This window comes from Idiomarina sp. UBA3176, assembly GCF_002364295.1.
Lineage (GTDB): Bacteria > Pseudomonadota > Gammaproteobacteria > Enterobacterales > Alteromonadaceae > Idiomarina > Idiomarina loihiensis.
The window spans coordinates 72,651-93,230 of the sequence record NZ_DEXU01000018.1; the positions used below are offsets into that span (position 1 = coordinate 72,651).

A 20,580-nucleotide genomic window follows, 5' to 3' on the forward strand; every position below is an offset into this window, starting at 1 on the left:
GAATGATTGGCCACGACAGAACCCGGCTTATCGGCCGGCTCTCCACCTTTTTAGGGTTTTAAAACTGCCAGTCTTTTAGAAACTTCAATAATTCATTAAGCGGCAATGGCTCACTAATAAAATAGCCCTGTGCAAAATCGCATCTCTGTCGCTGCAGTAATTCCCACTGTTGCCGGGTTTCAACGCCCTCGGCAATAACGTTAATATCCAAAGCTCTGGCTACCTGTAACAACGCATCCAGCAGTGCTACCTGCACCTTATTTTGAGGTGCCTGACTTAAAAAACTACGATCTATTTTTATATAATCGACAGGATACCGTTGCAGGTAATTAATACTGGAATAGCCGGTACCAAAATCGTCGATTGCTAACTGCACTCCCTGAGACCGCAAATAATGTAAAATTTGTAATTGCCGCTGTTTATTGCTCATTAACAGTGACTCGGTAATTTCAAAGGTTATGCTGGTATTAGGTATTCCATGCTGACTGATGCAGGACAGCCATCGTTTGGCCGACTCCATATCATTAAGTTCACGTTCGGAGCGATTAATTGAGACCTCAATGGGGTAACCAGACTTGTGTACGACAGCCCAGTCAACGCAAGCTTGCTCCAGAACAAACTGCCCTAGTTCATGAATAAGCCCGGTACGTTCAGCAACCGGAATGAATTCAGCCGGCGAAATCATGTTTCCGTCTTCATCCTGCCAGCGCAAGAGCGCTTCGCATTTACTGATTTTACCGGTGCTGAAGTCGATGATGGGTTGATAAACCAAATAAAACTCATGCCGCTTAAGGCCTTCACGCATACGTTTATGAATGGCGTTTTGGCGTTCAGTTTGCTCTCTTAATTCGTCGTTAAAAAAGTAATGAGTGCGTCGCCCAGCCGTTTTTGCTGCGTACATGGCAAGATCGGCATTTTTTAATAGTTCAGAGGCTTTGATGCCGTCGTCAGGGTAAAGCGCAATACCTATGCTGCAGGTGGTTTGAATTTGGTTCTGGCGTAAGTTGAAAGGTTCACTTAACTGCCGGTTAATTTGGCTGGCAAGGTCATTAATTATTTGATGCGACGTAAAACGGTTAATAACGACAACAAATTCATCACCACCAATACGGGCAATGAAGTCGGAACCCCTTAGTTGGTTTCGTAAACGGTCAGAAACTGAAACTAACAGTTCGTCGCCAGCATCGTGACCAAGGTTATCGTTAACTTCTTTAAAGTGGTCAAGGTCGATGAATAGAATGGCAAAGTGTTGTTCCCTGCCTTTCTGGGTAAGTTGATCAAGGTAGTCGACAAAAGCCCGACGATTCGGTAAATCAGTAATCGAATCAAAATGCGCCTGGTGGTCAATAGTAACAAGCGCCGAGCGCAGTCGGCTTTGCGCCGTCACCAAATTGTACATAAAGGCGGTCATTAAAAAGGACAACAGCAGTCCGGCCACAATAATGCTCCAATAAATGCTGCCGCGATGGGCCCAAACTGCATTTTTTGGAGCCAGAGCCAGTATCCACTTGCCGGTTGAAACCGCCACTTCAATGGCGACGTAATCTTGCTGCCAGAGTGAAGCATCGCCGAAGTCAAACAGGTGGTCGCCATTGCCGTTTTCTTTCTTTAACGCGAAAAGGTAGTCGTTGACGGAGTCCAGGCCGCTGCTGGCAATTAAGTCTCCTATATCAATGACCACGGCAATCATGCCCCACAGCTTATTGTCATTGATAAAAACCGGAGCTCTGGCAATTAACGCCCAGCCTCCTTGTATTAAGTTGACCGGGCCATCGATAACAATTTGCTTTTTCTGAATAGCTTCCTGAACGCTTTCGAATTGCTGTGGAGATGTGCGGTAGTCAAAACCCAGAGCAGCTTTATTTGGAGCCAGAGGGTAAACAAACTCAATGATCAAATTAGGTGCTAACGCTACGTGCCGTACCGGAACATCGCTATCAATAAGCTCCTGCATTAACAGCCGGTAACGTTCAGGAGAAATGTCTGGTGAGAGCTTAATTTCGGCCTGTAGTGCACGAGCCGTAACTAACGACGAATTGATCTGACCTTCCAGCGCGGCGCGAAGTTTACCTAAGCGCTCGGTAGCTACCCGCTTGCGTGACTCTACTACCTGTGAATGCTGGTTTTCAGCAAACCAGATAACGCCCGTTACCAGAATGCAGAAGCTGATGAAAATAACGAATAAGTAGCGTTTCATTAATTACCGTTGCCCACCAAAACTGAAATGAGTATCGCACAAAAATTATACGAGCTCTAACGGAAAAATAATTTTACGCGTTGCATCAACCGCTTAATGTAAATTTACCGTCAAGGCCTGACAAATAGAGAGGTTTTTTCTTGACAGTGGGAAAGAGAGACACCTAGACTGTAACATTGTGGGGATTTGTGGATAATAGTGGATCGCAATGATCAGGTGGGATCATGTTCCGAGGTGCAACAACATTAAGTCTGGATAGCAAAGGACGGTTAGCCATACCGGCTAAATACCGTCATGCGTTGTCATTAGACTGTGAAGGCAAAATGGTCTGCACGATTGATATTAAGCAACCGTGCCTGTTGCTGTACCCGCTTCCCGAGTGGCAAATCATCGAACAAAAGCTTACTCGATTATCCAGTATGAACCCTGCAGAACGTCGCTTACAGCGACTTCTTTTAGGCCACGCCGACGACTGTGAAATGGATAAAAATGGTCGTTTGCTCCTGTCAGCTCCGTTGAGACAACACGCCGGTTTAGAGAAAAAACTGATGCTTGTCGGGCAGCTGAATAAATTTGAAGTTTGGAATGAAGACGCCTGGCACGAACAAGTGGCGCAGGACATGGATGTTGAACGCGAAGGTGACTTTACTCTTAACGAACGACTAGAAGACTTTTCATTATAATGATTACAACGTCACCGCAACACGTTTCGGTGCTACTGGAAGAGTCGATAGAAGCATTAGCGACTGATCCGCAAGGCACATACATCGACGCCACATTTGGTCGCGGCGGACACACGCGTGCTCTGCTCAACCAGTTAGGTGACGACGCCCGCGTTATTGCCCTGGATCAGGATCCTGAGGCTATTGCTGCGGCTGCAGCATTTGCTGATGACCCCCGTTTTCAAATTATCCACACCCCTTTCTCAAACCTGCAACAGGTACTTGATGACTTGCAGTTGAACCAGCAAGTGACCGGAATTCTATTTGACCTTGGCGTATCTTCCCCACAATTAGATGACGCTGAGCGTGGCTTTAGCTTTATGCGGGACGGTCCTTTGGATATGCGGATGAACACCACCAGTGGAGAAACCGCAGCCGAGTGGCTTAATCGCGCAGAAAAGGACGATATTAGCTGGGTTCTGAGAGAATACGGAGAAGAGCGTTTTGCCCGCCGTATCGCCAGTGCCATTGTTATGGATCGCGAGAAAAAGCCGTTTACCCGCACTAAAGAACTGGCTGAAATGATTGCCCGCGTGAGTCCGGTAAAAGAAAAGCATAAACACCCGGCAACACGAACCTTTCAGGCCATCCGCATTCACATTAACCGCGAACTGGAACAAATTGAACAGGCGCTGGACGCTTCGCTGTCTGGTCTGAAAGAAGATGGGCGACTGGTGGTTATTAGTTTCCACAGTCTGGAAGACCGTTTAGTAAAACGTTTTATTCGCAAACATAGCGAAGGAAAGCAATTACCTCCTGGCTTGCCGGTAACTGAAGCCGAGCGCAATAAAGATAAAGCGCTGGAGAAAGTTGGTAAAGCAATTAAGCCGGGTAAAGCGGAAGTGCAGGTTAATCCTCGTTCGCGCAGCTCTGTGTTGCGTATAGCAAGGAGGGTTCGCAATGACTAAGCGGCGCTACCCCAGTCTGATGAAAATGTTGCTGCAGGATTTGTTGCAGCATAAATGGGTTTTACTTCTGAGTGTGGTGGTTATCGGCAACGCGTTAAGCATTGTCTATACCGCCCATTTGAACCGCCAGTTAACTGGCGAACGTGATGATTTATTATCGCACCGGGATACTCTGGATAGAGAGTGGCGACACCTTGTGGTGGAGCAAAACGCCCTGACTGAACACAGCCGGGTTGAACGTATTGCGCAGGAACAACTGGGCATGCGGGACGTTGAGCCAGAGCAGGAGGTGTTGGTTTCATGGCAGTGAATCGTCGCAATAAACGCACAGAGCCAGTCGGTACTCGTTGGCGCTTTTACACCGCAGTATTCTTACTGTTCGGTGTGTTTTCTGTGTTAATTGCACGCGCAGCCTATATCCAGGTCATAAGTCCCGATGCTTTTTCGCTGCAAGGCGATATGCGCAGTTTAAGGGCATCCAGCGTCGCGGTTCAGCGAGGCACTATTGTTGATCGTAACGGAAGAGAACTTGCGGTTAGCGTCCCGGTAGAAACCGTATGGGCCGATCCCAAACGTATCGCCGAGCGCGAGGCTTTAGCTGACGAACGTCGCTGGCAGGCCCTGGCTGAAACTTTTCGCATGAACCGTAACGAGCTGGTCAGTAAAGTGGACGACCCGTCAAAACGTTTCGTTTATCTGCAACGCAAAGTGACGCCATCAGAAGCGGATTATGTGAAGCAGTTGAAAATTCCCGGTGTGTATTTAAAAACAGAGTCACGCCGTTATTATCCTACCGGTGAGATCAGTTCTCACTTAATCGGTTTAACCGACATTGACGGCGCTGGGCAGGAAGGCCTGGAGCTTCTGTACGACGAGCATTTAACCGGTACGCCGGGTAAACGAGTTTATCGCAAGGACGCAGAAGGACGGGTTGTTGAAGAAATTAGCCAGACAGATGCACAACAACCAAAACAGCTGACACTGAGTATCGACCAACGTATTCAGGCAACTGCTTATACCGAGCTGAAAAAAGCCGTGCGCTACAATCAGGCAACTTCAGGCTCGGCAGTAGTGCTGGATGTCGAGACAGGTGAAGTGCTGGCTATGGTCAATAGCCCGTCCTATAACCCTAACAATCGTGCGGACTTGCAGTCTTTCAGAATGCGGAACCGGGCGATTACCGACAGCTACGAACCCGGTTCAACGATGAAACCTCTTGTGGTTCTTAGTGCGTTAGAAAAAGGTCGGCATAAAGCCGGCGATACTATTGATACGAGCCCCGGTTGGTTAAGAATCGGTGGACGCCGGGTGAGTGACCCTCGTGACTATGGCGAATTGACATTGAGCGAGGTGCTTGAGCATTCATCTAACGTGGGTGTAACTAAAATAGCTTTGGATCTTGGCGTTGACTCTTTATTGCAAACCTACGCCGACGCAGGCTTAGGTAGTGACACTGGGGTTGCTTTGCTAGGCGAGAGTATTGGTTTGCTGAGTGGCAGACGCCGCTGGTCGGATTTTGAAACTGCGACATTGGCTTATGGGTACGGTTTGTCGGCAACGACACTGCAACTGGCTAACGCTTATAACATTATCGCTAATGGCGGGAAAAAAAGGCCGCTGACGATTTTCAGGCAGGAATCGCCTTTACCTGCAGAGCAAGTTTTCAATCCGGATAACACCCGAGCCGTTATGCATATGCTGGAAGAGGTGGTTCGCGATGGAACAGCCAAAGCAGCACAAGTGCCCGGATATCGTGTTGCAGGAAAAACAGGGACTACCCGTAAAACCAAAGCAACAGGTGGGTACGGTGATGAATACGTCGCGTTGTTTGCGGGGATAGCTCCGGTTAGCGATCCGAAAGTGGTTGTGGTGGTGACAATAAACGAACCCGGCACTGATGACTATTATGGCGGCACAGCCGCTGCTCCGGTGTTCTCAAAAATTGTATCGCAAACTATGCGGCTACTGAATATACCGCCGGATAACCTGGATGATACACAGGTGCACGCCGCTGGCTTTGGGGGGGATAAATGATGAAGCTTGCAGAATTGTTAACTATGCTGCCGACGTCGTTTTCCGTTCCGGATGTTACCGTTAGTGGTATAAAACTCGATAGTCGGCAAGTAGCCAATGGCGATGTTTTTGTCGCTATTCCGGGCTATGAAACCGATGGCCGCGCTTATATTGATGCAGCTATTGATGCTGGTGCAGCAGCAATTATTGCTGAAGCTCCGGGAATGGCTGTTGAACAGCGCCGGGGCGTGGTCGTTATCGGTTTTAGTGGCGTTCGTGAGCATCTCTCCCGCATCGCCGGTAATTTTTTCGGCCATCCATCAGAGAAAATGAACCTGGTTGGTGTGACCGGAACCAATGGTAAAACGTCGGTTACCCACATTATGGCGCAGTTGGCAAAAGCCCTGGGTATGGAAGCGGCTGTTATTGGTACAACCGGAAGCGGACTTATTGGTCGCTTATTACCTGAGCGTCATACCACACCAGATGCCGTTACCGTCCAACAACGTCTGGCTACGCTATTAGCTGAAGGCGCAGAACTGGTTGCTATGGAGGTGTCTTCACACGCACTGATACAGCGCCGTGTCGAGGCTTTACACTTTGCGGCGGCCGCCATAACCAATATTAGTCGGGATCATCTCGACTATCACGGCACCATGGAAAATTACGTGGCCGCAAAACAACGTTTATTTGCTGACTTTGGCGTGCAAAACCGAGTGGTTAACGCCGACGACGACACGTTAAGCCAGTGGCAGCAGGATGATTTAGCCGATTTATGGGTAAGTCTTAATGCCAGCCCCAACGAACCATGCCTGCAGGCGACTGGTGTTCAGTTCCATGAGCAGGGCTCGGTGTTCAGTTTAAATTGGCAGGGTGAATCCTGCGTCGTTGAAACTCCATTGTTGGGCCGTTTCAACGTTTATAACTTACTCTGCGCGGTTGCTGTATTGCTGAAACTGAATAAGCCTCTTGCGGATATCGGCAAAGCCTGTGGCAGTTTGCAGCCCGTTCCCGGACGGATGGAAGCCTTTCATAATAATCAGTCGCCGCTGGTGGTGGTTGACTACGCGCATACACCGGACGCTCTGCATCAGGTATTGAGTGCGCTGCGCCTGCATTGCAAGGGCCGTTTGTGGTGTGTGTTTGGCTGCGGCGGTGACCGTGACCGTGGCAAGCGTCCGCAAATGGGTAAAGTCGCGGCAGATTACGCTGATGTTGTTGTGGTTACCGATGACAACCCGCGGACAGAACCCGCGGAACAAATTATTGAAGATATTTTGACCGGCATTGCGGATAAAACTCAGGTTAAGGTTTGGCCGGGTCGCCGCGAGGCGGTGATACGTGCAATGCAGGAAGCCGGAAAAGATGACGTTGTATTACTCGCCGGTAAAGGACACGAAGACTATCAGGTTATTGGTACTCAACGCATTGACTATAACGAACGAGCGGTAGTCAGTGAATGGCTGCAAGGAGACTGCGCATGATCTCAGTATCACTGAAATGGATTGCGGAGCAGGTGGAAGGCCGCCTGATTGGCTCTGATTGTACAATTGATGCGGTGTCCACGGACACTAGAGCGGATTTAACCGACGCGTTATTTATAGCCTTAAAAGGCAAGAATTTTGATGCCCACGACTTTGTCGAACAGGCTATAGCTAAAGGCGCCGCGGCAATTATTTGCGAAAAGAAAGTGGATAGCGAGTGCCGCCAGATTATTGTCGAGAACAGCCGTCATGCGCTGGGGCGCTTAGGTGCGGCTATTAAGGCGAAGGTAGCGCCGAAAACCGTGGCTGTCACCGGCAGCAACGGTAAAACCACAGTAAAAGAAATGCTGGCGGCCATCTTATCTATTCGTCATCCGGTATTGGCCACGCAGGGTAACTTTAATAACGATATTGGTGTGCCGCTTACATTATTGCGCCTGCAGGAAGAACACAAATACGCAGTGGTTGAATTGGGCGCGAACCATCCGGGGGAAATTGCCTACACTACTGACTTGGTCAAGCCCGATGTTGCCATATTGAATAACGTGAGTGCAGCGCATGTTGAAGGTTTCGGAAGCTTACACGGGGTTGCCCGTGCTAAAACTGAAATATTCCGTGGAGTGAGTAGCCAGGGAACGGCCATTACCCCGCGCGATTCTGAGTTTTATCCTTGCTGGGAACGCGCCTGTGCTGACATGAAATGGAAGAGCTTTGGTTTAACCGACTCCGCCGATGTTTATGCAAGTGACGTGGTATTGAACAGTGACGGACACCCTGCGTTTACTCTGCATTTGGGCGGTGAAACGAAGCGTATTGAACTGAAGTTAAGCGGTCGTCACAACGTGCTTAATGCGCTTTCAGCCGCTGCTGCGGCAAGTGAGCTGGGTATATCGCTGGATGACATTGTTACTGGGCTGCAAAGGGTCGAGCCGGCTCAGGGACGTTTGACAACGATAAAAGTGAGTGACCACTTACGTATTATTGATGACACCTATAACGCCAGCGTTGCCTCAACTAAAGCTGCCCTGGATTTGCTGGGAAGTTATCAGGGGTATCGCATTTTTGTATTGGGCGATATGGGTGAGTTAGGTGCCGATGCGCGCGCTTATCACGAAGATATTGGTGAACATGCTATCGGCACTGGCATTGATAACTTATACAGTCTGGGCGTACTCAGTCAAAGTGCCAGCGAGGTCTTTAACGGCCACGGAGGTAAGCACTTCGGTAGCTTACAGTCGCTGGTTGAATCTGTTTTACAAAGACTTACAGAACAGACCGGCAAGCAACCTGTCACAGTGCTGGTTAAAGGCTCACGCTCCGCACATATGGAGCGCGTTGTTGCAGCAATACAGCAGGCTGTCGCGGTCAGTGGCAGCGTAGAGGATAAGCACGCATGTTAGTTTGGTTGGCGGAGTACCTAACCCAGTTTGAAAGCGCGTTTAACGTGTTTTCCTACTTAACCTTGCGGGCAATACTCAGTGTTTTGACCGCACTGGTTTTGTCGTTGTGGTTAGGACCAACATTAATTCGTCGTTTGCAGCGTTTGCAAATAGGGCAAACGGTACGGGACGACGGTCCGGAAAGTCATTTAGTAAAAAGTGGTACGCCGACTATGGGCGGCGTATTGATACTGGCAGCGGTTCTGGGTTCCTCACTACTCTGGGCTGACTTAGATAACCGTTATGTCTGGGTCGTTCTAATGGTTATTACCGGCTTTGGTATTGTCGGCTTTGTCGATGATTATCGCAAAGTTGTACGCAAAGATCCGAAGGGGCTAATCGCTAAATGGAAGTATTTCTGGCAGTCGGTCATTGCCAGTGTGGCTGCCGTTTACCTCTACTGGAGCAGTACTCAGGGCGCTGAAACCGCTCTTCTCGTTCCATTCTTTAAGGACGTTATGCCGCAGTTGGGCATGCTCTATATGCTCATGGCCTATTTTGTCATTGTCGGCACCAGTAATGCCGTCAATTTAACTGACGGCCTGGACGGTCTGGCCATTATGCCAACCATTATGGTGGCTGCTGCACTGGGTATTTTCGCCTACGTGTCCGGCAATGTGAACTTTGCTGAATATCTGCAAATTCCTTATTTGCCACTGACCGCTGAATTGTTGGTCGTGTGCACCGCTATTGTTGGAGCGGGTCTCGGATTTCTCTGGTTCAATACTTATCCTGCGCTTGTATTTATGGGCGACGTGGGTTCTCTGGCCTTAGGTGCTGCACTTGGCATTATCGCGATATTGGTTCGGCAGGAGCTGGTGCTGTTCATTATGGGTGGTGTGTTTGTTATGGAAACCTTATCGGTGATGCTGCAGGTGGGTTCCTACAAATTGAGAGGCAAACGAGTTTTTCGAATGGCTCCAATTCATCACCATTACGAATTAAAAGGATGGCCAGAACCGCGGGTAATCGTGCGTTTCTGGATATTGTCACTCATTTTTGTGCTGATAGGACTCGCAACCTTGAAGTTGCGTTAAAAAATAATGACTAAAATAGCCTGGCAGAATACAAAACACATTGTTGTCCTTGGTCTTGGAAAGACCGGGGTGTCTGTGCTGCGCTATTTACAACATAAACGGCAGCAGGATCAGAAGCTTGCCGAGATCAAAATTCAGGTTTTTGATTCGCGTGAAAACCCTCCTGGCCTGGAAGAAGCAAAACAAATACTGGGAGATGCTGAACTGCTTAACCGGCATTGGGAATTAGAAGACACGCTGGCGGCCGACTTAATTATTGCCAGTCCGGGTATCGATTTACGTGAAGACCCAATCGTTTTGGCGCGTGATGCAGATATTCCGATTGTTGGTGATGTTGAGCTGTTTGCGCAAGAATCAAAATTGCCGATAGTAGCGGTAACTGGCTCTAATGGAAAATCCACAGTAACTCGCATGGTCGAGTTTGTTGCTAAGCAATGCGGCAAAAATGTGGCTGCAGCCGGCAATATAGGCGTACCAGTACTCGACTTGCTGCTGCAGGAGCAGCACCCCGATGCTGTAATACTGGAGCTTTCCAGTTTTCAGTTGGAATCAGTTTCCAGCTTGAAACTTAAAGCGGCGGCACTTATGAATATTAGTGCCGATCATATGGATCGTTACTGCACTCTGGATGAATATGTAAAAGCTAAGCAACGCATTTTCACTCATGCAAAAACCTGGATACTGAACCGTCAGCAGCAGGATACCTGGCCACACCCGGTTACGGGAAAATTAATGACCTTCGGTAATGACTCGCATCCCAAACACTTTGGTTTGCTGTCTGGAAATATCGACCGTGTCAGTGGGCCGGTTGCCGTGACTTTCGATGGCAGTGTTGTACTGCGGGCAGATCAATTGCAACTCCAGGGCATTCATAACCTGGTGAATGTGCAGGCAGCTCTGGCTTTGTGTCAGGCAATAGATATTGATATTGAAGCTGCGGTTCGTGCGGTAAAAGAGTTTAAAGGTCTGCCGCACCGCTGTGAATTAGTCAGTGACAATGAGGGCGTGCTCTGGGTTAACGATTCAAAAGCCACAAATATCGGTGCTACTGCTGCCGCGGTTGAGGGGCTGAGACCAATGATAAACGGGCGTTTACTGCTAATAGCGGGTGGGGTCGGCAAAGGAGCAGACTTCCGTGAGCTGCAGTCGACCCTGGAGCGGGTCGATATTCTCTTAACCATAGGTGAAGATGGTCCCCGCATTGGTCAGTTGTTTAACGGTTCACGGCAGGTAAAAAGTTTACAGCAGGCCGTGGAGCTAGCGGCATCTTTAGTGCAAACCGGCGACATGGTGCTGTTATCGCCTGCGTGTGCGAGCTTCGATCAGTTTCAGAACTTCGAGCATCGGGGCGACAGTTTCCGTCATGCAGTGGAGGCGCTTTATGTCAACAGTGCGTGAAGAACAGTTAAATCTTGAGATACCGGCTTCCGATGTCGGTAGTCGTTGGCAAAAGCTGATTAACTGGTTTCAACCAAAAGCCAGTCAGCCACTGTACGACCGTATGCTGTTTACCCTGGCAATGGCGTTGCTGGCTTTTGGCTTTGTTATGGTCACGTCTGCGTCTTTACCTACGGCAGACCGGTTAACGGGGAATCCGTTCCATTTTGCCATTCGTCACGGCATTTATATTCTGATTAGTTTAGCCGTTATGCTGGCGACTTTACGGGTACCGGCGAATAGCTGGAATCAACAGAGCGGTAAGTTGTTGTTGCTCGGCTTGATTATGCTGTTAATGGTTTTAGTTGTGGGATATGAAGTTAACGGTGCACAACGCTGGATAAAAGTCGGGCCAATTACTTTTCAGGCGGCAGAGGTCGCTAAACTTTTCTTCTGTATTTATATGGCCAGTTATTTGTCCCGCAGGGAAGACGAAGTCAGAGAAGCGACTAAAGGCTTTATAAAACCTCTGGCGCTGTTGTTTATTGCTGCAGTGCTTTTATTAATGCAGCCGGATTTCGGAACCGTGGTTGTCTTGTCGGCAACAACCGTCGCCATGCTGTTTTTAGCTGGCGCTAGATTGTGGCAGTTTTTTGCTGTGTTCATTACCTGCGTACTGGCATTAATTTTACTGATCATCGTTGAGCCTTACCGGATGCAGCGTCTGCTCACCTTCCTGGAACCGGAGAAGGACCCATTCGGTGCCGGATATCAGTTAATGCAGTCGCTTATTGCCTTTGGGCAAGGCCACTTTAGCGGCGCCGGTTTGGGTAATAGCATTCAAAAATTACAATACCTACCCGAAGCACATACTGACTTTATTATGGCTGTTGTTGCCGAGGAACTAGGTTTTCTTGGCGTGCTGGCGGTTATTGCAACCGTATTAATGTTGGTATGGCGAGCTTTAATTATTGGCCGTCGCTGCTTAATGCAGGAGCAACGTTACGGCGGTTATCTGGCTTATGGTATCGGTATTTGGTTTAGTATCCAGGCCTTTGTGAATATCGGTGTTGCGTCCGGTGCATTACCAACTAAGGGACTGACACTGCCTTTGGTGAGCTACGGTGGTAACAGCCTGATCATATCGGCTCTGGCCGTTGGGCTGTTGTTACGCATAGACCATGAACGTCGGATGCTGGGTCGCAAAGTGGCACCGCGCGGAGGTGCCGAATGAACAAAGTTTTGATAGCAGCAGCCGGCACCGGTGGTCATATTTTTCCGGCCTTAGCCGTAGCAGAACAAATGCGCGACAACGGCTGGCAAGTTGACTGGCTGGGTACGCAGGAAGGTCGTTTAGAAAGTCGGGTGATTCCGGCAGCTAACTTCCCTTTACACAGCATTAGCATGACTGGAGTTCGCGGTCATGGGCTGAAAAGAAAGCTGTTCATGCCATTCACTTTGGCGAAAGCCGTGCTGCAATGTCGACGCTTGCTGAAAACACTACAGCCACAGGTAGTGGCAACCTTTGGCGGCTATGTCTGCGCGCCAATGGGGTTAGCTGCGAAACTGCTGGGCATCCCCTTAGTGGTGCACGAACAAAATGCCATACCGGGCATGACTACCCGGTTGTTAGCCCCCAGAGCAAACAAAGTTATGTTGGGGCTACCGGTTGCCCTCCCGCAATGGCAGCAGTATCCGGTTGTTGGTAACCCTCTGCGCAAGGGGTTATTGGCACAAGCGGCTGAACAGACAGAAAAATCAAATACAGACGGAGCCTTGAATATATTGGTGGTTGGCGGAAGTTTAGGTGCGCAGGTATTGAACGAAGCCGTGCCGGAAGCCGTCAAAGCATTAGAAGGTGTTGAACTTAATGTCCTGCACCAGTGTGGTGCTGAGCGTGAGGCAACAACTGAAAAGGCTTACTTAGGTGCATCAGTGCTTAAAACGCTGAAAGTCACCGAATTTATTGAAGATATGGGCGACGCTTTTAAAAATGCTGATTTGGTTATTTGTCGCGCTGGCGCATTAACCATATCTGAGTTGGCGGTAATGGGCGTAGCGTCCATTCTGGTGCCATTGCCACACGCTGTGGATGACCACCAAAGCGCCAATGCGAAAGTTTTAGAAAGCCGTGGTGCGGCAGTTTTATTGCCGCAAACTGAAGTAGTGGAAGGCGCATTGAAACAACAGTTAAAACGTTTATTGCATGACAGACAACAACTGTGGACAATGGCGCGTTTCGCTCGCCAGTGTGCGATGCCAGAGGCAACGCAACGACTGGTGAATGAATGTATGGAATATAGACAGAGCGATGACTAGCATGACCGCAACCAACGCACAGCCATTTACTATTGTGAACGTCCCGGAAATGCGCCGGGTACAGCGAATCCATTTCGTTGGTATCGGTGGTGCAGGCATGGCCGGTATTGCCGAGGTTCTGTTAAATCAGGGCTATCAGATTTCGGGTTCGGATATTGCCGAAAACGCCAATACTGATCGTTTACGTTGCCTTGGAGCGACGGTGATTCTGGGGCATATGGCCAACAATATCGAAGGCGCCAGTGTGGTTGTGGTATCCAGTGCAATAAAAGCGGATAACGCTGAGCTGGTAGCTGCACACCAGTTGCGGGTGCCGGTGGTACGTCGTGCAGAAATGCTGGCCGAGCTTATGCGTTTTCGCCATGGTATTGCGGTAGCCGGTACACACGGCAAAACAACGACCACGTCATTGGTTGCGAGTATTTTTGCCGAAGCCGATCGCGATCCCACTTTTGTTATTGGTGGTTTGCTCAATAGTGCCGGTTCGAATGCTCGTTTAGGTAACAGTAAGTACCTCATTGCAGAAGCCGATGAAAGCGATGCGTCGTTTCTGCATTTACAACCGATGGTTGCGATAGTGACGAATATCGAAGCAGACCATATGGACACCTACGAAGGTGATTTCAATAAGCTGCTGGACACCTATGTTGAATTTTTGCATAACCTGCCGTTTTACGGTTTAGCTGTTATGTGTGTCGATGACCCTGTCGTATCTGATCTAATACCACGACTCGGCCGTCAGACCATGACCTACGGCTTTAGCGAAGCCGCTGATGTACGAGCAATAGATTATAAACAAACCGCCAGTGAGAGCTGCTTTACTATTTTACGCAAAGGGCTGAAACCACTTGACGTGTGTCTTAATCTGCCGGGTAAGCACAATGTGTTGAATGCTCTGGCCGCAGTAGCTGTAGCAACAGATGAAGGAATTAACGACGAAGCCATTAAGTCAGCATTGAATAAATTTGAAGGTATTGGCCGTCGTTTTCAGCATTACGGTAACTTTGCCATCTCAGATAAAGAGTCGAATAAAGAGCCGGGTGAAGTGATGCTGGTTGATGATTATGGTCACCATCCTTCAGAAGTTGCGGCCACGATTCAGGCCGCGCGGGAAGGCTGGCCGGAGCGTCGTCTGGTAATGGCATTTCAACCGCACCGTTACTCACGCACACGAGATTTGTATGAAGACTTCGTTAACGTGCTGTCGCAGGTTGACGTATTACTGATGTTGGAAGTTTACAGTGCCGGGGAAACGCCGGTAAGCGGCGCAGACAGCCGTTCATTATGTCGTTCAATACGCCAGCGCGGGCAGATAGACCCGGTTTATGTGGCAACCGTGGATGATATGCCGGAAGTTCTTGAATCGGTGCTTGCTCCGGGAGACTTGCTGTTAACGCAGGGCGCTGGAAATATCGGCGCATTGGCCAAGCGAATTGCAACTGAGGTGTTGAGTCATGAAAGCTAATGCCTTTGGTAAAGTGGCCGTCATGCTGGGCGGTACGTCGGCTGAGCGCGATGTTTCGCTGAAATCCGGAATGGCGGTATTAAAAGGCCTGGTTGCGAAAGGCATCGATGCACACGCATTTGACCCGGCGGCGCATAGCTTGCAGGAGCTTGTGGAGCAAAAGTTTGATCGCGTATTTATCGCTTTGCATGGCCGCGGCGGTGAAGATGGCAGCATGCAGGGGGCATTGCAAATACTGGAAATGCCATACACCGGCAGTGATGTTCTGGGCTGTGCGCTGGGTATGGATAAAGTGCGTTGTAAACAAATTTGGCATTCAGTGGGTCTGCCAACCGCCAATTGGCGGGTGGTAACGCAAGCTGAAATAGAGCAAGTGAACGTGGAAGCTATGTTGCAGGAGCTCGGTGGCCGGGTGATTGTAAAACCAGCACGTGAAGGCTCCTCTATAGGTATGAGCATTGCCGATAACGGGCGAAGCCTGGCTTTAGCTTTGCAGCATGCGGCTGAGTTTGACGACGACCTTTTGGTCGAACAGTGGGTTGAAGGTGCGGAGTATACCATTGGCATACTGGAAGGTAAGGCATTACCGGTTATTCGACTGCAAACGCCACATGAGTTTTATGATTTTGAAGCCAAGTATCAGGCAAATGATACCCAGTATCACTGTCCTGCAGGGCTAAGTGACGATGACGAAGCAAGTTTGCGAATGTTGGCTGAACGCGCTTTCGCGGCCATAGGAGGTAGTGGCTGGGGACGCATCGATGTGATGCGCAATAACGCGGGTGAGTGGTTTTTGTTAGAGGCCAATACGGTACCGGGAATGACAGAAAAAAGCCTGGTACCTATGGCGGCAAAAGTTGCTGGTTTACAGTTTAATGACTTAGTGGAGCGCATTTTAGCGCAAACGCTGGAGCGCTAACGATGGCTGCTGAACAGCGCCTGCGCTCAGTCAACTTTTGGTCAGGTGTGGTGGTGTTATGCCTGACTATTGCGGGGGCACTGGTTGGTATCTATCAGTTAAACGAAGTGCTGACAGACGAACAGCAAGTACCGCTGGCTGAATTAAGTGTTCAAGGCGAGTTGCATTATACCGCCAGCGAAGAGGTTAGGCAGGCATTGACAGCAGAGCCGTTAGGAAGCTTTTTTACGGCCGATGTGGATGATTTAAGGCGTCGGGTAGAGCAGTTGCCGTGGGTGCAAAAGGTCTCTATTCGCAAGGTTTGGCCGGATAAGTTGTCGGTTTATGTGACGGAGCACAAACCCGTGGCCATGTGGAACGGCGATCGACTTATCAATCAGCATCAGGAAGTTTTCCGGGCTGATATAACGAGAGCTGACAGCAGTTTGCCACAGTTGTTCGGTCCGGAGAACGCGGTGAAAGAGACCTGGAAGGAATTTAACCGGGTACAGCAAATGCTGGAGGTTAATGGCTTTCAGATAAGAGCGTTGAGATTAACCGAACGCTTTGCTGTCAACGTGGTTCTGGCACAGGGAATTGAAATTAAGTTAGGGCGCGAAGCCACATTAGAGAGAATTAAGCGGTTTATCGATGTGTTTCCCAGCATCGTTGAGCACGAAAAAAGTAAAAACAACGAAATCGATACTGTGGATTTACGATATGACACCGGGGCTGCAGTGGCCTGGCGTGAAGCAAAAAGTGAGAGTTAGACGGTTATGTCGAAAACATCGGAACACAATATGGTTGTAGGTCTGGATATAGGCACCAGCAAAGTGACTGCACTTATAGGTGAGTTATTACCTGATAATGAGATCAGTGTTGTTGGCGTTGGCACGGCTACGTCGCGTGGCATGGACAAAGGTGGTGTGAATGACCTTAATCTGGTTGTGCAATCGGTACAGCGTGCTGTGGATGAAGCCGAATTAATGGCTGATTGCCGCGTGGCATCGGTGTATTTGAACATTTCCGGACGTCATATTTCCTGTCAGAACGAAAGTGGCATGGTACCGATTAACGAAGCTGAAGTGACTCAGGATGATGTCGACAGCGTGATTCACGCCGCGCAGTCAGTGCCTATTGCAAAGGAACGTCGTATTTTACACGTCTTGCCGCAGGAGTACGTCATTGACTCACAGGAAAGTATCCGCAGCCCAATAGGCATGTCCGGTGTCCGTATGGAGTCGAAAGTGCACATTATTACCTGTGCCAACGATATGGCGAAGAACATTATAAAGGCTGTAGAGCGCTGCGGCCTGTCAGTCGACAAGCTGATATTTTCAGCGTTGGCATCGAGCATCTCGGTGCTGACTGACGACGAAAAAGATTTGGGTGTGGCCCTGGTCGACTTAGGCGGCGGCACCATTGATATTTGCATTTACGCGGGCGGGGTATTGCGCCATACGGCGGTGATTCCGGCAGCGGGTAATCAGGTTACGAGCGACATTGCCAAGATATTTCGCACGCCGACTAACCATGCAGAGGAAATTAAGACGAAGCATGCCTGTGCGTTGCGACAGATGGTCAGCATGGAAGACACTATTGAAGTGCCTTCGGTGGGTGGTCGTCCATCGCGGGTCATGTCACGTCATACGTTGTCCGAAGTGGTAGAGCCGCGTTATCAGGAATTATTTGAATTGGTCAGGGATGAAATTCAGCAAAGTGGTTTAGATGAGCAAATTGCAGCGGGTGTCGTGATAACCGGCGGCAGCGCTAAGATGGAAGGCTGCGTGGATTTTGCCGAAGAAATTTTTCAAATGCCGGTTCGTGTCGGCGTTCCTCTGGGCTTGAAAGGCCTGCGGGATTACGTCGAAGATCCGGTTTATGCCACAGCGGTGGGACTGTTACGGTATGGGCAGGAAGATGCCGCTGTGTCACAAAAAGAAAGCTCTAAAACTGACGTGATCGGACTCTGGCAAAAAGTGCAGAGTTGGTTCAAAGGTGAGTTTTAACTTGGGGTAGCACGTTAAAAGCAGGTAGGGAGAATTATTATGTTCGAACTGATGGACAATTACGAAAGCGAAGCCGTCATTAAGGTGATTGGCGTCGGTGGTGGTGGCGGAAACGCTGTCCAGCACATGGTGAAAGAATCAATTGAAGGTGTGCAGTTTATTGCCGCTAATACCGATGCGCAGGCTCTGCGCAATCATACGGCGGATGTCACCATTCAATTAGGTCAGGACATTACTAAAGGTCTTGGTGCTGGAGCCAACCCGGAAGTAGGCCGCCAGTCGGCAGAAGAGGACCGTGAGAACATCCGCGTCCACTTAGAAGGTGCCGACATGGTCTTTATTGCAGCCGGCATGGGCGGCGGTACCGGAACCGGTGCAGCACCTGTGGTTGCTGAGGTTGCCAAAGAACTGGGTATTCTGACCGTTGCGGTTGTGACCAAGCCTTTCCCGTTTGAAGGGAAAAAGCGTATGGCCGTAGCCGACGAAGGCATTAACGCACTGGCACAAAGTGTCGACTCGTTAATTACTATTCCTAACGAAAAATTGCTAAAAGTTATGGGCCGTGGAACCAGCTTGCTGGACGCCTTTAGTGCTGCAAACAACGTATTGTTGGGCGCGGTTCAGGGTATTGCTGAGCTGATTACTCGTCCGGGTCTTATTAACGTCGACTTTGCTGACGTTCGCGCGGTAATGAAAGAAATGGGTACCGCCATGATGGGCACCGGTGTTGCCAGCGGTGAAGACCGTGCGCAGGAAGCTGCGGAGATGGCCATTAACAGCCCGTTACTGGAAGACATCGACTTGTCTGGTGCTCGTGGCGTTCTGATTAACGTGACCGCCGGCATGGACATGAGTATTGAAGAACTGGACACCGTAGGTAATACGGTTAAAGCCTTTGCTTCAGATAACGCAACGGTGATCGTGGGTACGGTTATCGATACTGAAATGTCTGACGAGTTGCGCGTAACTGTTGTTGCTACAGGTATTGGCGCGGAACGTAAGCCCGATATCTCTTTGGTGAATAATACTAACCAGACAACGGCCAAGCGTGAACCGCAACCGGCTTACCGTAGTAATGATATAGACCGCGGCGGTGCAGCACCTCGTTATGAGGAGCAGGAAGAGCTGCAACCGGAAGCAAAAGCGGAACCAAAACGTCAGCCTGCTGCCAAAGCTAAACAGGATAAAGAACTCGATTACCTGGATATTCCGGCTTTTTTGCGAAAACAGGTCGACTAAATTGACGTAACGCTTGATAAGTATGCGTAAAATTTGATCGAACCATGACAAATGTCGTATAATATGCGGCCGCTTTGGCTTTAGCCATGGCGAACCGAATATAAAGGTAGGTGAACAAGTACCATGATTAAGCAACGTACATTACAGCAAGCGATATCAACCACTGGTGTTGGGCTGCACAAAGGCAATAAAGTAAACCTTACTTTACGCCCTGCGCCGGCCAATACCGGTTTGATATTCCGTCGTGTGGACCTTGATCCTGTGGTGGATATTCCAGCACGGGCCGACTGGGTGCGTGATACGCAGCTGTGTACCTGTCTTATCAATGAGGAAAACGTTCGCGTTTCTACCGTCGAGCATTTGCTCGCTGCGCTGGCCGGCGTTGGAATTGATAATGCGATTATCGAAGTCGATTCGCATGAAATTCCAATTATGGACGGCAGCTCGCACCCGTTTGTTTACCTGCTACAAAGCGCGGGCATTGAAGAGCAGTCAGCAGCGAAGAAGTTCATCCGGATCAAACAGCCGGTACGTGTCGAAGACGGTGATAAGTGGGCGGAACTGCTACCCCACGATGGTTTCCGTATCGACTTTGCTATCGACTTTGAACACCCGGCTATCGCAGACACAGGCCAGACCGTCAGTATCGACTTTAGCGCTAATGCTTTTATCAAAGAAATTAGCCGTGCTCGTACCTTTGGCTTTATGAAAGACATTGAGTATTTACGGGAAAATAACCTGGCATTAGGCGGCAGTTTTGATAACGCTGTTGTGCTGGATGAATTCCGCATTCTGAACAGTGACGGTTTGCGTTACGACGATGAATTCGTAAAACACAAAATGTTGGATGCTATTGGTGATTTGTACATGGGTGGCCACAGTATTTTAGGTCACCTGCGTGCTTACAAGTCAGGGCATGCGCTGAATAATCAGCTATTACAGGCTTTGTTAGCGCAGCAGTCAGCATGGGAGTTTGTGACCTTTGACGAAGAGCAGGCTACTGCGCCTATCGCTTTTTGGTCACCAGCAACCACCACAGCTTAATCTTTATCGTTGGCGGTAAACTTTGCCGCCAACGCTTTTAATTCCGACTTCAACGGCTCATCACACCCCTCAGCCATTGTCATTAGGCGTTCTGCGCTGCTCGAACCTTTCTGGTTTTTAATACTTTTCTCAAAACTGTTCATTGACGGAGACACCTTAATTGAAAGGCTCTGTACCGGGACCGTCGCATTGTGGCGAAAATGCGTTATAATGGCCGCTTGCTGAAGTTTTAGCCTGGTTGCCCAGCTACCGTTATCCACCTGAATGATCATTTGACCATCGCGGATATTCAGCAATTGGCAGTGTTGACTGGTATTTTTATCAACGCATTGTTGAAACAATTGTTGCCAATGCGAAAGTTGGGCGGCAAACTGTGCATAATGTCGTAATGTTGACGACAAGGTTTTTTGACCTGAACGAAGCCATTCT

General features: G+C 49.3%; 18 protein-coding genes and 1 other RNA gene (1 of these 19 cut by a window edge). 17 read left to right on the forward strand and 2 right to left on the reverse strand.

The features are described from left to right. An RNA gene (gene rnpB, locus B2U97_RS07280) (RNase P RNA component class A) lies at nucleotides 1-46 on the forward strand; it begins 429 nt to the left of the window's first position. A gap of 12 nt (nucleotides 47-58) precedes the next feature. Here the strand turns inward: rnpB and B2U97_RS07285 are convergent. After that, the gene (locus B2U97_RS07285) at nucleotides 59-2,197 is read right to left on the reverse strand and encodes a bifunctional diguanylate cyclase/phosphodiesterase (protein ID WP_286822974.1); all 2,139 of its coding nucleotides are present in this window, start codon (nucleotides 2,195-2,197) and stop codon (nucleotides 59-61) included. 224 nt (nucleotides 2,198-2,421) lie between these two features. Here B2U97_RS07285 and mraZ point away from each other — a divergent pair, with 224 nt between their 5' ends. The 16 genes from mraZ (at nucleotide 2,422) to lpxC (ending at nucleotide 20,151) form a co-directional block, all read left to right on the forward strand. Next, a complete protein-coding gene (mraZ, locus tag B2U97_RS07290) occupies nucleotides 2,422-2,880 on the forward strand; it encodes a division/cell wall cluster transcriptional repressor MraZ (RefSeq protein WP_011233688.1) in 459 nt (152 codons plus the stop codon). After that, nucleotides 2,880-3,827, forward strand: coding sequence for a 16S rRNA (cytosine(1402)-N(4))-methyltransferase RsmH (gene rsmH / locus B2U97_RS07295; RefSeq protein WP_034818620.1), 948 nt, complete (start codon nucleotides 2,880-2,882; stop codon nucleotides 3,825-3,827). Before mraZ ends, rsmH begins: the two co-directional genes overlap by 1 nt. Further along, nucleotides 3,820-4,137, forward strand: a complete 318-nt coding sequence (gene ftsL, locus B2U97_RS07300; protein WP_034818618.1) for a cell division protein FtsL — start codon at nucleotides 3,820-3,822, stop codon at nucleotides 4,135-4,137. Before rsmH ends, ftsL begins: the two co-directional genes overlap by 8 nt. Further along, nucleotides 4,128-5,861 (forward strand): peptidoglycan D,D-transpeptidase FtsI family protein, encoded by a 1,734-nt coding sequence (locus B2U97_RS07305; protein WP_110013575.1) that lies wholly within the window; start codon nucleotides 4,128-4,130, stop codon nucleotides 5,859-5,861. Before ftsL ends, B2U97_RS07305 begins: the two co-directional genes overlap by 10 nt. Further along, nucleotides 5,858-7,324 carry a UDP-N-acetylmuramoyl-L-alanyl-D-glutamate--2,6-diaminopimelate ligase gene (murE, locus tag B2U97_RS07310; RefSeq protein WP_243734924.1) on the forward strand — a complete coding sequence of 489 codons (1,467 nt, stop codon included), beginning with the start codon at nucleotides 5,858-5,860 and terminating at the stop codon, nucleotides 7,322-7,324. The genes B2U97_RS07305 and murE overlap by 4 nt, the downstream gene beginning before the upstream one ends. Further along, complete coding sequence (locus B2U97_RS07315; protein ID WP_110013576.1) at nucleotides 7,321-8,724, forward strand: UDP-N-acetylmuramoyl-tripeptide--D-alanyl-D-alanine ligase; 1,404 nt, start codon at nucleotides 7,321-7,323, stop codon at nucleotides 8,722-8,724. The genes murE and B2U97_RS07315 overlap by 4 nt, the downstream gene beginning before the upstream one ends. Beyond that, nucleotides 8,718-9,800: a phospho-N-acetylmuramoyl-pentapeptide-transferase gene (gene mraY / locus B2U97_RS07320; RefSeq protein WP_034818612.1), complete on the forward strand. Its 1,083-nt coding sequence runs from the start codon at nucleotides 8,718-8,720 to the stop codon at nucleotides 9,798-9,800. Before B2U97_RS07315 ends, mraY begins: the two co-directional genes overlap by 7 nt. 6 nt (nucleotides 9,801-9,806) lie before the next feature. Then, nucleotides 9,807-11,198: a UDP-N-acetylmuramoyl-L-alanine--D-glutamate ligase gene (gene murD, locus B2U97_RS07325; protein WP_034818610.1), complete on the forward strand. Its 1,392-nt coding sequence runs from the start codon at nucleotides 9,807-9,809 to the stop codon at nucleotides 11,196-11,198. After that, nucleotides 11,182-12,411 carry a putative lipid II flippase FtsW gene (gene ftsW / locus B2U97_RS07330; protein ID WP_011233696.1) on the forward strand — a complete coding sequence of 410 codons (1,230 nt, stop codon included), beginning with the start codon at nucleotides 11,182-11,184 and terminating at the stop codon, nucleotides 12,409-12,411. Before murD ends, ftsW begins: the two co-directional genes overlap by 17 nt. After that, nucleotides 12,408-13,496 (forward strand): undecaprenyldiphospho-muramoylpentapeptide beta-N-acetylglucosaminyltransferase, encoded by a 1,089-nt coding sequence (gene murG, locus B2U97_RS07335; protein ID WP_011233697.1) that lies wholly within the window; start codon nucleotides 12,408-12,410, stop codon nucleotides 13,494-13,496. Before ftsW ends, murG begins: the two co-directional genes overlap by 4 nt. Further along, nucleotides 13,489-14,961, forward strand: coding sequence for a UDP-N-acetylmuramate--L-alanine ligase (gene murC / locus B2U97_RS07340; RefSeq protein ID WP_034818604.1), 1,473 nt, complete (start codon nucleotides 13,489-13,491; stop codon nucleotides 14,959-14,961). The genes murG and murC overlap by 8 nt, the downstream gene beginning before the upstream one ends. Next, nucleotides 14,951-15,880, forward strand: coding sequence for a D-alanine--D-alanine ligase (locus B2U97_RS07345; RefSeq protein WP_286822972.1), 930 nt, complete (start codon nucleotides 14,951-14,953; stop codon nucleotides 15,878-15,880). The genes murC and B2U97_RS07345 overlap by 11 nt, the downstream gene beginning before the upstream one ends. Before the next feature lie 2 nt (nucleotides 15,881-15,882). Beyond that, entirely contained in the window at nucleotides 15,883-16,629 is a 747-nt protein-coding gene (locus B2U97_RS07350; protein ID WP_011233700.1) for a cell division protein FtsQ/DivIB, read from the forward strand. Nucleotides 16,630-16,635: 6 nt separating this feature from the next. Then, nucleotides 16,636-17,868: a cell division protein FtsA gene (gene ftsA / locus B2U97_RS07355; protein WP_114982071.1), complete on the forward strand. Its 1,233-nt coding sequence runs from the start codon at nucleotides 16,636-16,638 to the stop codon at nucleotides 17,866-17,868. Nucleotides 17,869-17,907: 39 nt separating this feature from the next. Then, nucleotides 17,908-19,107 (forward strand): cell division protein FtsZ, encoded by a 1,200-nt coding sequence (gene ftsZ, locus B2U97_RS07360; RefSeq protein ID WP_011233702.1) that lies wholly within the window; start codon nucleotides 17,908-17,910, stop codon nucleotides 19,105-19,107. A gap of 123 nt (nucleotides 19,108-19,230) precedes the next feature. Then, on the forward strand, nucleotides 19,231-20,151 hold the full coding sequence (gene lpxC, locus B2U97_RS07365; RefSeq protein WP_011233703.1) for a UDP-3-O-acyl-N-acetylglucosamine deacetylase: 921 nt from the start codon (nucleotides 19,231-19,233) through the stop codon (nucleotides 20,149-20,151). Here lpxC and B2U97_RS07370 read toward each other — a convergent pair. Next, entirely contained in the window at nucleotides 20,148-20,552 is a 405-nt protein-coding gene (locus B2U97_RS07370; RefSeq protein ID WP_235598896.1) for a DUF721 domain-containing protein, read from the reverse strand. The two genes, lpxC and B2U97_RS07370, sit on opposite strands and share 4 nt — an antisense overlap. Nucleotides 20,553-20,580: the final 28 nt, after the last annotated feature.

Bases quoted from the DNA above. Each gene is read 5' to 3' on its own strand.
- B2U97_RS07285 (WP_286822974.1), bottom strand. From the start codon at position 2,197: ATGAAACGCTACTTATTCGTTATTTTCATCAGCTTCTGCATTCTGGTA.
- mraZ (WP_011233688.1), top strand. From the start codon at position 2,422: ATGTTCCGAGGTGCAACAACATTAAGTCTGGATAGCAAAGGACGGTTA.
- rsmH (WP_034818620.1), top strand. From the start codon at position 2,880: ATGATTACAACGTCACCGCAACACGTTTCGGTGCTACTGGAAGAGTCG.
- ftsL (WP_034818618.1), top strand. From the start codon at position 3,820: ATGACTAAGCGGCGCTACCCCAGTCTGATGAAAATGTTGCTGCAGGAT.
- B2U97_RS07305 (WP_110013575.1), top strand. From the start codon at position 4,128: ATGGCAGTGAATCGTCGCAATAAACGCACAGAGCCAGTCGGTACTCGT.
- murE (WP_243734924.1), top strand. From the start codon at position 5,858: ATGATGAAGCTTGCAGAATTGTTAACTATGCTGCCGACGTCGTTTTCC.
- B2U97_RS07315 (WP_110013576.1), top strand. From the start codon at position 7,321: ATGATCTCAGTATCACTGAAATGGATTGCGGAGCAGGTGGAAGGCCGC.
- mraY (WP_034818612.1), top strand. From the start codon at position 8,718: ATGTTAGTTTGGTTGGCGGAGTACCTAACCCAGTTTGAAAGCGCGTTT.
- murD (WP_034818610.1), top strand. From the start codon at position 9,807: ATGACTAAAATAGCCTGGCAGAATACAAAACACATTGTTGTCCTTGGT.
- ftsW (WP_011233696.1), top strand. From the start codon at position 11,182: ATGTCAACAGTGCGTGAAGAACAGTTAAATCTTGAGATACCGGCTTCC.
- murG (WP_011233697.1), top strand. From the start codon at position 12,408: ATGAACAAAGTTTTGATAGCAGCAGCCGGCACCGGTGGTCATATTTTT.
- murC (WP_034818604.1), top strand. From the start codon at position 13,489: ATGACTAGCATGACCGCAACCAACGCACAGCCATTTACTATTGTGAAC.
- B2U97_RS07345 (WP_286822972.1), top strand. From the start codon at position 14,951: ATGAAAGCTAATGCCTTTGGTAAAGTGGCCGTCATGCTGGGCGGTACG.
- B2U97_RS07350 (WP_011233700.1), top strand. From the start codon at position 15,883: ATGGCTGCTGAACAGCGCCTGCGCTCAGTCAACTTTTGGTCAGGTGTG.
- ftsA (WP_114982071.1), top strand. From the start codon at position 16,636: ATGTCGAAAACATCGGAACACAATATGGTTGTAGGTCTGGATATAGGC.
- ftsZ (WP_011233702.1), top strand. From the start codon at position 17,908: ATGTTCGAACTGATGGACAATTACGAAAGCGAAGCCGTCATTAAGGTG.
- lpxC (WP_011233703.1), top strand. From the start codon at position 19,231: ATGATTAAGCAACGTACATTACAGCAAGCGATATCAACCACTGGTGTT.